At 40.8% G+C, this 15,460-nt stretch carries 14 protein-coding genes; 1 reads left to right on the top strand and 13 read right to left on the bottom strand.

Features of this window, described 5'->3' with window-relative positions; translation table 11 throughout:
* Positions 1-37 precede the first annotated feature (37 nt).
* Together FPK91_RS08610 and FPK91_RS08615 are read right to left on the bottom strand one after the other, a co-directional pair.
* A complete protein-coding gene (locus tag FPK91_RS08610; protein ID WP_144210480.1) occupies positions 38-1,327 on the bottom strand; it encodes an NCS2 family permease in 1,290 nt (429 codons plus the stop codon).
* Between the two features lie 829 nt (positions 1,328-2,156).
* Positions 2,157-3,692 (bottom strand): M17 family metallopeptidase, encoded by a 1,536-nt coding sequence (locus tag FPK91_RS08615; protein WP_144210482.1) that lies wholly within the window; start codon positions 3,690-3,692, stop codon positions 2,157-2,159.
* Positions 3,693-3,930: 238 nt separating this feature from the next.
* Between FPK91_RS08615 and FPK91_RS08620 the strand changes: the two genes are divergently transcribed.
* Complete coding sequence (locus FPK91_RS08620) at positions 3,931-5,391, top strand: aminoacyl-histidine dipeptidase (protein WP_144210484.1); 1,461 nt, start codon at positions 3,931-3,933, stop codon at positions 5,389-5,391.
* A gap of 107 nt (positions 5,392-5,498) precedes the next feature.
* On the opposite strand, the gene dinB is transcribed toward FPK91_RS08620, so the two are convergent.
* The 11 genes from dinB to FPK91_RS08675 all read right to left on the bottom strand — a co-directional run bounded on the left by dinB (position 5,499) and on the right by FPK91_RS08675 (position 15,446).
* Positions 5,499-6,587: a DNA polymerase IV gene (dinB, locus tag FPK91_RS08625; RefSeq protein WP_144210486.1), complete on the bottom strand. Its 1,089-nt coding sequence runs from the start codon at positions 6,585-6,587 to the stop codon at positions 5,499-5,501.
* A 212-nt stretch (positions 6,588-6,799) separates the two neighbouring features.
* Positions 6,800-7,267, bottom strand: coding sequence for a bacterioferritin (bfr, locus tag FPK91_RS08630; protein WP_144210488.1), 468 nt, complete (start codon positions 7,265-7,267; stop codon positions 6,800-6,802).
* 12 nt (positions 7,268-7,279) lie between these two features.
* Positions 7,280-7,750: a bacterioferritin gene (gene bfr, locus FPK91_RS08635; protein WP_144210490.1), complete on the bottom strand. Its 471-nt coding sequence runs from the start codon at positions 7,748-7,750 to the stop codon at positions 7,280-7,282.
* Positions 7,751-8,119: 369 nt separating this feature from the next.
* A complete protein-coding gene (gene nqrM / locus FPK91_RS08640) occupies positions 8,120-8,341 on the bottom strand; it encodes a (Na+)-NQR maturation NqrM (protein WP_076542875.1) in 222 nt (73 codons plus the stop codon).
* A 47-nt stretch (positions 8,342-8,388) separates the two neighbouring features.
* Positions 8,389-9,402: an FAD:protein FMN transferase gene (locus FPK91_RS08645; protein ID WP_144210492.1), complete on the bottom strand. Its 1,014-nt coding sequence runs from the start codon at positions 9,400-9,402 to the stop codon at positions 8,389-8,391.
* 186 nt (positions 9,403-9,588) lie between these two features.
* A complete protein-coding gene (gene nqrF / locus FPK91_RS08650) occupies positions 9,589-10,836 on the bottom strand; it encodes an NADH:ubiquinone reductase (Na(+)-transporting) subunit F (protein ID WP_144210494.1) in 1,248 nt (415 codons plus the stop codon).
* Between the two features lie 46 nt (positions 10,837-10,882).
* The gene (gene nqrE, locus FPK91_RS08655) at positions 10,883-11,491 is read right to left on the bottom strand and encodes an NADH:ubiquinone reductase (Na(+)-transporting) subunit E (RefSeq protein ID WP_144210496.1); all 609 of its coding nucleotides are present in this window, start codon (positions 11,489-11,491) and stop codon (positions 10,883-10,885) included.
* A 5-nt stretch (positions 11,492-11,496) separates the two neighbouring features.
* Complete coding sequence (locus FPK91_RS08660; protein WP_144210499.1) at positions 11,497-12,129, bottom strand: NADH:ubiquinone reductase (Na(+)-transporting) subunit D; 633 nt, start codon at positions 12,127-12,129, stop codon at positions 11,497-11,499.
* On the bottom strand, positions 12,129-12,923 hold the full coding sequence (locus tag FPK91_RS08665; protein ID WP_144210501.1) for a Na(+)-translocating NADH-quinone reductase subunit C: 795 nt from the start codon (positions 12,921-12,923) through the stop codon (positions 12,129-12,131). The genes FPK91_RS08660 and FPK91_RS08665 overlap by 1 nt, the downstream gene beginning before the upstream one ends.
* Positions 12,913-14,112: an NADH:ubiquinone reductase (Na(+)-transporting) subunit B gene (locus FPK91_RS08670; protein WP_144210503.1), complete on the bottom strand. Its 1,200-nt coding sequence runs from the start codon at positions 14,110-14,112 to the stop codon at positions 12,913-12,915. Before FPK91_RS08670 ends, FPK91_RS08665 begins: the two co-directional genes overlap by 11 nt.
* A complete protein-coding gene (locus FPK91_RS08675; protein ID WP_144214275.1) occupies positions 14,112-15,446 on the bottom strand; it encodes a Na(+)-translocating NADH-quinone reductase subunit A in 1,335 nt (444 codons plus the stop codon). The genes FPK91_RS08670 and FPK91_RS08675 overlap by 1 nt, the downstream gene beginning before the upstream one ends.
* Positions 15,447-15,460 lie beyond the last annotated feature (14 nt).

Consider the following 15,460-nt stretch of genomic DNA (forward strand, 5'->3'; position numbering starts at 1 on the left):
AAAAAAACACCAGATTATAACCTTATAATTCTTACGGTTAACCGTAAATAAACTTAGCTAAAAAGAGCGCCGCAATAAATAATATACCGAGGTTTAAATCTTTAAATCGCCCCGTTAACAGTTTAATAACCGCATATGAGATAAAGCCAAAACCAATAGCATTTGCGATTGAAAAAGTCAGAGGCATGAGTAAACAAACAATCACAACCGGTGCAGCTTCAGTTAAGTCCTCCCACTCAACATTCACTAAACCTGACATCATTAATATGGCCACATAAAATAATGCGCCGCTGGTAGCATAAGCGGGTACCATACCAGCAAGTGGCGCAAAAAATAACGCGGCTATAAACAATAAACCGACGACTACAGCCGTTAAACCAGTTCGTCCCCCCGCACTCACACCTGCCGTACTTTCAATATAACTAGTTGTAGTTGAGGTGCCTAAAGTAGCCCCTGCAATGGTCGCCAAACTGTCTGCACTTAATGCACGCTTAACACGAGGAAGCTTACCTTCTTCATCTAAGAATCCACCGCGCTGAGCCACTGCAACTAATGTCCCAGATGTATCGAACAAATCAACAAATAAGAAAGCAAAAATAACCGAAATCATACTTATTTCAAGCACACCCGATAAATCCATTTTCATGAAGGTAGGTGCTATAGAAGGTGGCATCGACATAATACCGTTATAGCTCACTTCACCAAATAACAACGCGATGCCAGTGACAATAAAAATACTCAACATAACAGCAGCTTTAAGCCCACGTTGCACCATGGCAATTATCAGAAAAAAGCCAACTGCAGCCATCACTGCTGAAAATGAAGTAATATCACCCATGGTGACTAATGTTGCTGGGCTAGCAACTACAATACCCGCACTTTTCAGGCCAATAAATGCGAGAAATAAACCGATACCCGCAGCAATACCCAGTCGTAAGCTCATGGGAATACTATTAACTATCCATTCTCTAATTTTAATTAATGACAAAATTAAGAAACAAACACCGGACATGAACACAGCACCTAGCGCCGTTTCCCAGCTATAACCCATTTCACCCACAACCGTGTAAGTAAAAAACGCATTGAGCCCCATACCTGGTGCAAGTGCAATCGGATAGTTAGCAACAAAACCCATGACTAAACACCCAATAGCGGCAGCCAAACACGTTGCAACAAACACTGCACCTGGGTCCATTCCAGCATCGGCTAACATCATTGGGTTTACAAAAATGATATAAGCCATAGTTAGAAAGGTGGTGAGACCTGCGACAACTTCTTGTTTTAAACTTGATTGATTTTCTTTGAGTTTGAACAGTTTCTCTAACATGAAACCTAAATCCTTGAAAAAGGGAATGGAATAAAATTTATTCATCTACATTAGGCAATAAAGCTAATTAAGATGACTTTTAAGTGAATGGGATTATAGGTATATATATGGCTTTTAGCCATATTCCAACGATAAACACTCATATTCGCTAGCAAGACAATTTAAAGTAATGATAACAAACTATTTCATGAATTTTAGGCAAAAAAAATGCCTACTCAAAAGAGTAGGCAGACAAGTTAAAAAGTTTTCCAGTATGGGGAGAGGAAAACTGCTTCACAATTAAGTGAAAAACTTAAAAGTAAACTAGCAATAGAGAACTAATTTACTGATTGTCTAAAGACGCCCAAGGGCGACAGAAAAAAGGGTTGATACGGTAAAGCAAAGTTTAAGGAGGGTTAGCCCTTAAACGACATGGCATAAAAGCCATTAGACAAAACTTCAGGGTTTAACCAAGTGTTCTGTCCGTAAATTGTGTAATAACCTGTGTAAGACATAGTATTGCTCCAAATTAAGTTGTTAATAAACCTAGTCTTGCTGGGCTCGGTTCCTTGGAACTAACTTTTACTCAATCCATTGAGACAACTTATCACTCGATTCCTTGGAGACGGTATCCATCCTGGATGAACTAGAATTGAAAAGCAGTGTTGCTCTTCAACGAGATAGATAATACCAAACTGTAAGTTTATTACAAGTATTTATTTGATCTTTTTCAAAATCAGCCTAATAAAGAAACATTATTACATTTTTATGACTTAATAAAACAAGTAGCTTTACCCAATAAAGGATAAAGCCACTACATATAGTGTTAGATTGTTTTTTAACCTACCATTTACCCATTAATCAAGTTATGTAATAAAGTTACCAATGGAGATGCTGTAGGTTTACCGTATAAAGGATGACCTTCAACGGCACTTCCTGCAATATCGATATGTGCAAACGGTAATGGTGTCTGCGCGTTTGATCCGTGCTGATCTAAGCCTGCTGCATTGATCAAGAATGCTGCAGGGTATTGATGTCCTCTAGCTGTAATAGCTGACGGTCCATTATTTGATGATAATAACTCGCCCTGACCAGAAACATTCTCAACCTTAGCAAAGTCATCTTTTCGTAACGTCGACAATTCAATCGCTTCTCCCCATTGATCGGCAATAGCAGCTAACTTCACCCCTACGCCAACATCACGGGCAACTTTGTTTTCAACTACTGCGGTATATCCGCCATAACATCGCACCACATGACCCGTTAAGGTCGCCACTGAAAATAACTGCGGTTTAATGGCTGTTTTCGCCTGAATACGTAAATGTGACAATAAATCAGCTAAGACTAAGCGCCCTTCAGCATCGGTATTACCAATTCTGACTCGCACGCCTGCGTGACTAGTAATAATTTCATCAGGAACAAAAGCATCACTGCCGATACTGTTTCGTACTAATCCCAACTCCGCGACGACTCTGATACCTTTAGGTTTTAAAATAGATAAGGTTTTCATTAATCCTGCAACGGCTGCTGCACCACCTTTATCACGACTCATGCCAGCCATACCACCGGCAACTTTAATATCAGCACCACCGGTATCGTAAATAACGCCTTTACCCGCAAAGAAGAATGTTTTCTCAATAGTGCCTTTAGCGGCATATTCAAGCTTAACCACTCTAGGCTGATGTCTTGTCACCTCGAACGAAGCGCGGCCAACTGCACATAATAGTGGATAGTCTCTTTCTAATTCTTCTCGTTCTTCAACGACACTAACGGCTAAACCACTACCTTCAAAAGCATCGACACAATAATCAGCAAAAGCTGGCGCCGCCATTCTTTCAGGTTCTGTTCCACATAAATCTCTAGCAAGTACTTTGCCCGTTTCAACTGCATTAAGCAGCTCACTGCATTTATCTGAACCTAATAAACCAATAGCCCTGAAGGCCGGAGAGATATCTGTTGCTTCACGTAATTCGAGTGATTGCCATAATTCTTGCCCGCAAGCTAAAGCGGCAACCTGTTGAGCAAACTGATAACGCTTATCTTTACTGGTATCAACAACTAGTAATGGTTTAACTGCGCCAGCGGCCTTTGCAATGACAATCCCTTCCCTTGCCGCTTTTGCAAAGACACTGACATCGCTATATTCGTTTTCAGCGTTAACAACCGGAGCAATAATTAATCGCCCGCCGGATAAACCAGGTGCCAATAATAAGGTGGCAGTTTTACCAATGCGCTGATCTATTTGTTTCGCATGATTTGCGAGAAGTTTAATTTCGTCTTGCGCTATTGCGGCTAGATCCGTTGTCACCACAACCACAGCATCCCAGCCGTTGCCTTCAAAAATAGCTTGGTCATTTTGTACATCTATTACATTCACTTGGAACATGCGTCTTCCTTATCGTTATTTTAGTTTTTATCAGTGATGTTCAGGCGTTAGAAGATAAATAATAGACATTAATCACCCTGAAAGTATATAAATTTACGTTAACCAGACAGTTAATATTTATTTACATAAAATTGATTCAGAGCACACATTCAACCATGAGCAATTCACTCTCTATTAACTGCAGTATGGTAAACTGTATACATCTATTCCCACCTCAAAAATAACTCAGGGAGTCTTCGTGACAGCTATTAATACATTATACCCTCAGCCATTATGGCAATGGTTCGAACAAATTTGTGCTATTCCGCATCCATCAAAATTTGAGCAGGCACTTAGCGAACACATTCAGCAATGGGCTAAATCAAAAAACCTACAGGTCGTCGAAGATAAAGTCGGTAACCTGATCATCAAAAAACCTGCTTTCCCAGGTAAAGAACACCTTAAAACAGTAGTATTACAAGCACACATCGATATGGTTCCCCAAAAAAATGCCGACAAAGTGCATGATTTTGAAAAAGACCCTATCGAAGCTTATGTCGATGGCGACTGGGTTAAAGCTAATGGCACTACGCTAGGTTCAGATAACGGTATAGGCATGGCATCAGCATTAGCCGTACTTGCTTCTGATGATATCAAACATGGCCCTTTGGAAGTATTGCTGACTATTGATGAAGAAGCTGGTATGACTGGCGCATTTGGCTTAGAAGCAGGCATGCTAGAAGCTGAGATTCTGATCAATACAGATTCAGAACAAGAAGGTGAAATTTACATGGGTTGTGCTGGCGGTGTTGATGCACAGCTTAGCGTCCCTATGTCTTGGCAGGCTCCAGAACAAAGTAATGCCAGCTTTAGTTTGACCCTTGCGGGATTAAAAGGCGGCCACTCAGGCGTAAATATCCACTTAGGTCGCGGTAATGCCAACAAATTGTTAGCTCGCTTCCTTTTCAGTTACGCAGATGAACTAGCACTAGAGTTAGTCAGCTTTACTGGTGGTTCACTACGTAACGCGATTCCTCGTGAAGCCAATATCAGCTTCATGCTACCGAGCGAAAATAAAGCCAAGCTTGAACTAGCGATTGCTGAATATCAAGCTACCGTTCGTGAAGAGCTAGCGATTGCAGATCCTGATATGTTACTCACACTTGCGGCAATTGATACGCCAGAAAAAGTGATGGATGAAGAGGCGCAAAATACCTTAGTTGATTTATTGCATGTCTGCCCTAACGGTGTCATTCGTATGAGCGATGAAGTTGAAGGCGTGACTGAAACCTCACTTAATCTGGGTGTTATCAATACTGAAAACGAATCAGTTGAAGTGCTATGTCTTATTCGTTCGTTGATTGATTCTGGCCGTGTTCAAATTGAGACTCAATTAACGGCATTGGCAAACCTTTCTGGCGCGAGTATCGACTTATCAGGTGCATACCCTGGTTGGAAGCCTGATAACAGTTCACCAGTAATGGCAATTGTTCGTGATACTTACAATGACATATACAAGAAAGACCCAACCATCATGGTCATTCATGCAGGTCTTGAGTGTGGTTTATTCAAAGAGCCTTACCCAACAATGGATATGGTTTCAATTGGTCCAACCATTCGTTACCCACATAGCCCTGATGAGAAGGTTAATATCACCACTGTTGGTCAATACTGGGAACTACTGCTTGCGGTATTAGAGCGTATTCCAGCAAAAGGTTAATCTTCAAAGTTAAGTTTTACTTTGCTAGTACTAAGCGAGTTTAATAAAAAGGCTGCCCTATTCTTGATATAAGATAAGGCAGCCTTTTTGTATATATAAGTTTCTAATTAAAACTGTAAATCTAACTGCTCATTATTATCATCTGGTAACACTTCAGACAGACTATTATCAGCCAAACCAACACTGACACCAATTAACCTAATCCCTCGCTCGTTGGCTCGCTCTAATGCTTGAGTTAACAATGTCTGAAACAAGTTAATCGAAATTTCATCACTGCGATGTTCAATCGTTGTTTGCTTAAAATCATTAAACTTAAGCTTGACCACTTGTTTATGTATTTGTCGGTCTTTCGCACTTCGGTGTACCCGAGTAATCAGCTCTTGAATGAGTTGCGGCATAACATTATTACATTGCTCTAAGCTATAAATATCCTGCGCCAATGTGGTTTCAACGCCCACTGATTTCCTTACTCTGTTTGGACTGATTTGCCGAGGGTCAATGCCCTGTGAACGCTCAATTAATACTCGGCCAAACTTGCCGAACGCTGCAATCAATTTATCACTAGGATACCGCTGAACATCATCACAAGTTTCAAGTCCAAGCGCTGATAACTTAGCAGAGGTGACTTTACCCACCCCAGGTATTTTTTTTAATGCCAATGGATTAACGAATGCTGTGATCTCATCGGGTGTAATCACATATTGGCCATTAGGTTTATTTAAATCGGAGGCGATTTTGGCGAGAAACTTTATCGGTGCAACGCCTGCTGAAGCGGTCAATCCAGTCACTTGGAAAATTTCAGCACGAATAGCTTCCGCTATCAGAGTGGCGCTACCCTTACATTCATCGCAATCAGTAACATCAAGGTAAGCTTCGTCCAGTGATAAAGGCTCAACCAAATCAGTATAGCGGTGGAAAATCTCACGAATTTGCACTGATACAGACTTATAAACATCCATTCGTCCTGGGACTAAAATTAAATCAGGACAGAGCTTTAAGGCATGATAACTCGACATGGCAGAGCGAACACCAAATTGCCGCGCTTCGTAACTGCAGGTACTGATCACCCCTCGACGGTCACTTCTACCACCCACAGCAATGGGTTTGCCCCGTAATTCAGGAAAATCACGCATCTCGACTGCTGCAAAATAGCAGTCCATATCAATGTGAATGATTTTACGAAGTGTGTTTGCCATAGTGAGTAGTTATACCAGACCAAAGTAAGAACATAATAAAGTCAATAATAGCGAATTAATAATGGACTGTACACTTAACACTGTATAAATAAACAGTGTGGTATGAAAGTTGTGGTTAATGCTACAAAAGTAATCACTAGCAGCCGACAGCGCTTAAAAATGATACAAAAAAGCCCAGCATGAGCTGGGCTTTATAATCACACTACAGACTTTTACATTTTAGTCTGTAGGTAATTCTGTAAACCAACGCGATCAATTAATCGAATTTGTTTTTCTAGCCAGTACATATGATCTGACTCGGTATCATCTAGCAATACTTCTAAAATTTCACGGGATTGGAAATCACCTTTTGCTTCACACAAGGCAATGACTTCACGTAAATGATCAGCTACCTGATATTCGTAGTTCAAATCGTTTTTCAGCATTTCTTCAACATCTTTACCGATGTTAAGTGCTTCACGGCTTGCTACGTCAGGTGTACCTTCTAAAAATAAAATACGTTGTACTAATTTGGCTGCGTGGGCTTTCTCGTCATCTGACTCATGTAAGATACGCGTATAAAGCTCATCAAATCCCCAATCTTCGTACATGTGTGCATGCACAAAGTATTGATCCATTGCTGACAACTCACCGGTTAATAATGCATTTAAAGCTGCAATAACTTCTGGATTACCTTTCATTTTGGCTTCCTATTAATCTTTAATTTGTGATTGAAGGTAGTTCTGAATACCGGTTTGGTTAATCAGTTCTTTTTGAGATTCGATCCAATCAAGATGCTCTTCTTCATCTTCGAGTAAGTCTTCTAATAAATCACGAGTCACATAGTCACGCTCAGCTTCACATAGCTTGATTGAATCACGTAAAATAGCTAATTGCTCAACGACGGCTTGCTCATCACAATCCAGCATTTCCTCACAATGCTCACCAATACGTAGCTTGTCGAGTTGCTGAAGGTTAGGTAAACCTTCCAAAAATAAAACGCGTTCAATTAACTTGTCAGCATGCTTCATATCTTGAATAGATTTTTTGTATTCTTTTTCATTAAGATTTTCTAAACCCCAATGCTTAAACATACGCGCGTGCAAGAAATATTGGTTAATGGCAGTGAGCTCACATGTCAGTACGCGATTAAGCTGACTAATAACTTTTGGATGGCCTTTCATGATTTTGTCCTTAAGATGCTAGATTGATCTGGATCAATTTCCAATAGAATAGTACATGTAGAGCCTAAAAACAAATTCCCTTTAATATCATAAGCTTAGTATTGATAACCATTATCATTATAACTTAGGTTATTATCTAGCTTAGCTTTAAAGTCACGGGGAGATTTCCTAATAGAATCACGCCTCTAGCTATAGCACCAATTATACCAAGGTGACATAGGTCCCAATAATGTCTGTAGATGTTAACTTAAATTAGTTTTGTAAATTTTGTATCGGCTGCAAAAAAGCCCACTTGAAGTGGGCTTAATACTGGTTCGAGGCGACTAAACTAACTGATTAACGCAGATAATTTACGTAACCAAGCCTGAGCTAAATAATGCGGTTTTGATTTAGCTTTGCTTCTCGTTCAGCTTCAGCCATTCTGCGTTTACGCTTGTCGCAAGGATCATCACAATCACAGGCTTTCTCAATGCCCAAAACGCCTAATCCACCACAGCTACCTTCTACAGCTTTACGCTTAACGATATAGCCGACTGACATCAATAAAAAGAATAATAACAACACTACAAAGGCTGCGATAAAGGTACTCATAAACATCTCCAACTTAATTTTGTCATCATATAGACATTCAAATGCGATTAACGAATGTAAGGCGCAAATGCTTCACTATAAAAAACTTCATAATTATCTTCATCTTTTTCAATTAGCATTACCGGTAATTTTTCACGGTCCGCTAACGCTAAAGACTCTTCCGTACCTAGTACCATCATTGCTGTTGCGTACGCATCAGCTGTCATACTGCTTGGATGTAAAACGGTTACCGACGCTAATTTATGCTTAATCGGATACCCCGTTCTCGGGTCTATCAAATGAGAAAAACGTTCGCCGTTTTCTTCATAGTAAATTCTATAATCACCCGATGTCGCTAACGCCATGTTGCCAGGTTCTACAACTTGCTGGATAACAGCACCTTCAGTTGACGGTTTTTCTACCGCAATACGCCAAGGAGAACCGTCATTTTTGACACCTTTGACACTGATCTCGCCGCCGATTTCAACTAGGTAACCATCAACATTGTATTTGTTCAATAGACTAGCAATTTTATCAACCCCGTAGCCTTTAGCAAGAGATGATAGATCAACATAGATATCTGGATTGGTTTTAGTCAGTTTTAAACCTTTAATATTAAAACCGTTAATATCCGCTTTGTCTTTTACGCGCGCTATTTGTTCAGGGGTTGGTATTTCTGTAGGACGCTTATCAGGTCCAAAACCCCATAAATTAATCAGTGGCCCTAAGGTGATATCCAATGCACCATTAGTTGTATCATAAAGGCGAAGGCCTTCTTTGAACACAGTAATCGTATCAGCTGATACCGTTAAACTTTGATTAACGGTAAGCATATTAAATTGAGATAGCTCAGATTTAGGCCTGTACGTCGACATTTGGTCATTAACCAACTCAAGTGCAAAATCAATTTCCGCTTGCAGTAAATCAGTTGTCGGTAAGCGTTCGTTCCTAACGACCTTTATGTGATAAGTCGTTCCCATAGTATTGCCAGACAGCGAGACTATCTCATCTTCTGTGCCACACGCAGTTAATAAAAATAGCGCGAAGAATACTGTCAGGGTTTTAATCGAAGTCTTTATCATCTCAATCTTCAAGTTATTTAATTCAATATGATTAACGTCTAAATTATTATTACCTAAAGCAATAACAACTAAACTTAAAAAGGCCTAAAATAAAAATTGCAGCTAGCTTAACAATGGTGACCACCGTGTCAGCGAGCTGCAATTTATGACGTTCAATGTCTTTTGCGGATGATTAGTGGTTAATCATTAACCACCAAAGTCATCGAGTAAGATGTTTTCATCTTCAACACCTAAGTCTTTAAGCATACCAATTACGGCTGCATTCATCATTGGAGGACCACACATGTAGTACTCACAATCTTCTGGTGCATCATGGTCACGTAAGTAGTTTTCGTACAATACGTTATGAATGAAACCAGTGTAGCCATCCCAGTTATCTTCCGCTTGCGGATCAGATAATGCAACGTGCCATTTAAAGTTTTCATTCTCTGCAGCCAAGCCGTCAAAATCTTCTACATAGAACATTTCACGTTTAGAACGAGCACCATACCAGAAACTCATCTTACGCTTAGACTGAAGGCGCTTAAGTTGGTCAAAGATATGAGAACGCATTGGCGCCATACCAGCACCACCACCAACAAAGACCATTTCATTATCAGTGTCTTTAGCGAAGAACTCACCAAATGGACCTGAAATAGTCACTTTGTCGCCGTCTTTTAGGCTCCAAATGAATGATGACATTTTACCACAAGGCAGTGTTAGGTTTCTTGGTGGCGGCGTAGCAATACGCACGTTCAACATGATGATACCAAACTCTTCAGGGTAGTTAGCCATTGAGTATGCACGAATAGTTTCTTCATCAACTTTAGATTCTAAGTTGAAGAAACCAAAGTGCTCCCAGTCGCCACGGTATTCTGCTGGTACATCAAAGTCAGCATATTTAACGTGGTGAGCAGGTGCTTCAATTTGAATATAACCACCAGCGCGGAAAGGAACTGTTTCGCCATCAGGGATCTGCAGCTTAAGTTCTTTAATGAAGGTTGCTTTGTTATCGTTAGAGATAACAGCACATTCCCACTTCTTGATACCGAAAATTTCTTCATCAAGTTCGATTTCCATGTCAGTTTTAACATTAACCTGACAGGCTAAACGGCAACCTTGACGTGCTTCACCTTTGCTTATGTGATCAAGTTCAGTCGGCAGAATATCACCACCACCAGACTTAATATTAACGCGACACTGACCACATGAGCCACCGCCACCACAAGCACTTGAAACGAAAATACCGTTGTTAGCGAGTGCGCCAAGAAGCTTACTACCAGCACCGGTTTTAATTGCTTTGTCGCTATCATCATTAATTGAGATAGTGATATCACCGCTTGCCACAAGTTTAGATTTAGCAAATAAAATCACTAATACCAAAACCAGTACAATCGCGGTAAACATACTCACGCCTAGATAAACATCTATCGGAGTAGCTTTAAGTATATCCATTAACTTATCCTTTAAGGTTCAAATTAATACGTCGTATGGGTATCTATTAAAGAGATACACCTGAGAACGACATAAAACCTAGCGCCATTAAGCCAGAAGTGATGAAGGTAATACCTAAACCACGTAAGCCTTTAGGCACATCAGAATACTTCATTTTCTCACGTAGACCGGCAAGCAATACAATTGCTAATGCCCAACCAATACCCGAGCCGATACCGAATACCAAACTCTCGCCAAGGTTATAGTCACGTTCAACCATGAATGAAACTGCACCAAAAATTGCACAGTTAACAGTAATCAATGGTAAGAAAATACCTAATGCGTTGTACAAAGGTGGAAAGTATTTATCTAACGCCATTTCCAAGATTTGTACTAATGCAGCAATAACACCAATAAAGGTAATGAACTTCAAGAAGCTCAAATCTGCATCAGGAACACCTGCCCAAGCTAGTGCGCCCGGAGCCAGTAAACCTTGATAGATGATTTGGTTAACGGGTACTGAAATAGCCAGTACCACAATAACTGCAACACCCAGACCCATCGCCGTTGTCACTTTCTTAGACACAGCCAAGAAAGTACACATACCGAGGAAGAAGGCCAACGCCATGTTCTCAATGAAAATCGAACGAATTAATAAACTAATATAATGTTCCATTGCGCTTACCCTTTTGCTTCTACTTGCTCTGGCTTATAAGTACGAATAATCCAGATCAACATACCGATCAAGAAGAACGCACTCGGAGGAAGAAGTAACAAGCCATTAGGCTGATACCAACCACCGTCAGAGATTTTGCTGAGGATTTCAACGCCGAACAATGAACCGTTACCGAATAGTTCACGGAAGAAACCGACTGATAATAGAATTGCACCGTAGCCCAAGCCATTACCAATACCATCCATAAAGCTCATCAATGGTGGTGTCTTCATTGCGTATGCTTCTGCACGACCCATTACAATACAGTTAGTAATAATCAAACCAACGAATACTGATAATTGCTTTGCAACATCGTATGCGTATGCTTGTAGTACTTGGTCTACAACAATTACTAATGAAGCAATAATTGTCATTTGCACAATAATACGAACACTGCTTGGAATGTGATTACGTAGTAACGAAATAAATAAGTTCGAACACGCTGTAACCGCTGTCAATGCTAATGTCATTACAATAGCCGTTTCCATTTTCGCGGTAACAGCTAGTGCACTACACACACCCAGAATTTGCAGAGCAATTGGGTTGTTATTGATAATAGGTCCAGTCAGAACCTGTTTGAGTTCTTTAACGTCAGCCATTAGCCTAGTCCTCCATTGCGTGCTTTTTCAATAAAGCGTGCAAAACCTTCTTCACCTAACCAGAACGTTAGTGAATATTGAACACCATTACTGGTCAATGTCGCACCAGAAAGTGCATCAACACCGTGAATAGAAGATGCAATTGTTGGGATCTTAGTGACTTGAATAGCTAATTCGCCATTGTCATCATAAAGTTTTTTACCTTCCCACTTAGCAATCCACTGAGGATTTTGAACTTCACCACCTAGACCGGGTGTTTCACCAGAACCTGTGAAGTCGTAATACACTAAGCTACGAATGGTATTCATATCCGCTTCAACCGCTAAGAATGCAAACATGGTTGACCATAAACCGTATCCTTTAACAGGAATAATTACGGTTTGTAGTTTGTTGTTTTCATCTTTAACAAGATAAACAACACCTTGGTTTGCTACACGCTTAACTGAGGCAATATCATTTTTAGGCTTGAAAGAAGTCGCTGGAGAGCGCGCTGCTTTTTCAGCATCAAAAGTATCTGCATCACCATCGACAAACTCACCTGTTTTTAAATCAACAAGGCGAGCCTCTACGAATTCACCGTAAAGATCTTGGATAGCTTTTTTCTCAAGTTTTTTAGCTTTAGGGTCAACTAAACCTGCAGCCTCAAGAATATACTTTTGCTTATCTAATAATTTATTTTCTTGCTGGATTGGCTTTAGTAATACTGCTGCTGTCGAAACAAGCATTGAACAGATAAAACAAAGACCGATTACAACAAATAATGTTTTGCCGATTGATTCTTTATTACTGGCCACGAGCAATCCTCCGCTTCACATTTGCTTGAACCACAAAATGGTCAAATAACGGTGCAAATAAGTTAGCAAACAGGATGGCTAACATCATTCCTTCAGGGAATGCTGGGTTAATGACACGAATGAAGACTGCCATTGCACCAATTAAGATACCGTAAGCCCATTTAGCATTATTGGTGAAAGACGCAGAAACTGGGTCAGTCGCCATAAACATCATACCGAAGGCAAAACCACCTAAGACAAGATGCCAATACCAAGGCGTGGCAAACATTGCGTTAGTGTCGCTACCGATAAAGTTAAGTAGGTAAGACACTGCAATCATGCCCATCATCACACCAGCAATAATGCGCCATGAAGCGATACGGGTATAAACGATAACCGCGCCACCTAACAAAATAGCAAAGGTAGACACTTCACCCACAGAACCTGGAATGAAACCTAAGAAGGCATCCCACCAGTTAGCACTCGTATATTCAAACGTACCTTGTGCAGCAGCGCTCAGTGCAGTAGCACCAGAGTATCCATCAGCAACAACCCAAGAGGTGTCACCTGACATGCTTAAGGGATAGGCAAAGAATAAGAATGCACGACCGGCTAACGCAGGGTTAAGGAAGTTACGTCCTGTGCCACCAAATACTTCTTTTGCAACCACTACACCGAAGGTGATACCCAATGCAACCATCCATAAAGGAATTGTTGCTGGCAGCGTTAATGCAAATAGAATAGAAGTGACGAAGAAACCTTCGTTAACTTCATGGCCGCGGACTGACGCAAATATGACTTCCCAGAAACCACCAACAGCGAATGTCACTGCGTATATAGGTAGGAACCAACAAGCGCCATACCACATGAGTGCAGGCACGCCTGAACTTGCGGTTAATTCAGTACCGAATAGGCTAAATAGGCTGACTTGCCATACATCAGGAGTAGCAAAGCCAGCAATAAGCGCATCTTGAGCTTGTAAACCAACGTTGTACATACCAAAAAACATTGCCGGAAAAGTACAGGCCCAAACCGTAATCATCATACGTTTTAGATCAAGGCTATCACGCACATGCGTAGTACCTTTGTTTACTTTACCAGGGGTGTAAAATACAGTCGCAGCCGCTTCATAAAGGGCATACCACTTTTCGTACTTACCGCCTTTTTCAAATTGCGGTTCAATACGCTCGATAAAATCTTTCAAGCTCATTAGCCTTCCCTCTCGATCGTATCTAAACAATCACGCAGATATGATGCATAGTCATACTTGCCTGGACATACGAAGGTACACAATGCTAAATCTTCTTCATCGAGTTCTAACGCGCCAAGCGTAACAGCACCGTCATAATCACCAGATACAAGATCGCGTAGTAACATTGTAGGTAAGATATCTAAAGGAACAACACGTTCATAGTTACCAATTGGCACCATGGCACGGTCTGAACCACCCGTCGTAGTCGTCATATTAAACAGACCAGAACGGTTAAAGTGACCTAAGAATGCGCGAGTGATAGAGTATTTATCTGAACCAGGCATAGCCCAGCCAAACAATTCTTTTTCATTGCCTTCTTTCAACAAACTAATTTGTTGATGATAACGGCCTAAATAGCCGTGAGGACCAGTCGCTTGGCGACCACTCAATACTGAGCCTGAGATTACTCGAACATTATCAGCTTCAAATTCATCCGCTGTTAATTCAACAGTGCTAGCACCTAATACTGTACGAATTAAACGAGGATTTTTAGCTTCTGGGCCAGCAATAGCAATAACACGTTGAGTGTTAAGTTCACCTTGGGTGAATAGTTGACCAACAGCAATCACGTCTTGGTAGCCAATATGCCAAACCGTACGAGTTGCAGAAGCAGGAAGAAGATTATGTATATGAGTACCCACTAAGCCAGCAGGATGTTTGCCTGCAAATTCTTCGACTTGAGCATTGCCAGAAGGAATGTCAGCACCAGGGGCTTTAGCAAGGAAAACTTTGCCTTCAGTCAATTTAGCAAGCAGCGTTAAGCCATTTGCAAAATCTTCTTTGTGCTCAGCAATCACAACTACAGGATCTGCAGCTAATGGTTGAGTATCAATTGCGGTGACGAAAATACCAGCTGCGACAGAATCAACGGCAGGTACTTTACTGAAAGGGCGAGTTCGCAAAGCTGTCCATAGACCTGATTCAATCAAGCTCTCTCTGACAACTTTGGCATCTAACGTGTTAAGTTCATCAGCACTATATTGAGTAAAGCTGACCTTATCATCACCTTCAATCTGAATAACTACTGATTGAAGTACACGTTTAGCACCCCGGTTAATTTCTAATACAGTCCCACTAGCTAAAGCAGTATATTTAACGCCAAGGTTCTTTTTGTCTTCAAAAATAACCTGACCTTTTTCAACTTTTTCGCCAACCTTGATTTTCATCGTTGGACGTAAGCCAATATACTCTTCACCCAAAGTCGCTACATTCTTAATGGCTGGGCCATTATGGATAACTTGCTCTGGGCTACCTGCTAGAGGTAGTTCCAATCCTTTCTTTATTGTAATCATATCCACAAGCACTA

Source organism: Shewanella donghaensis (genome assembly GCF_007567505.1).
Taxonomy (GTDB): Bacteria; Pseudomonadota; Gammaproteobacteria; order Enterobacterales; family Shewanellaceae; genus Shewanella; species Shewanella donghaensis.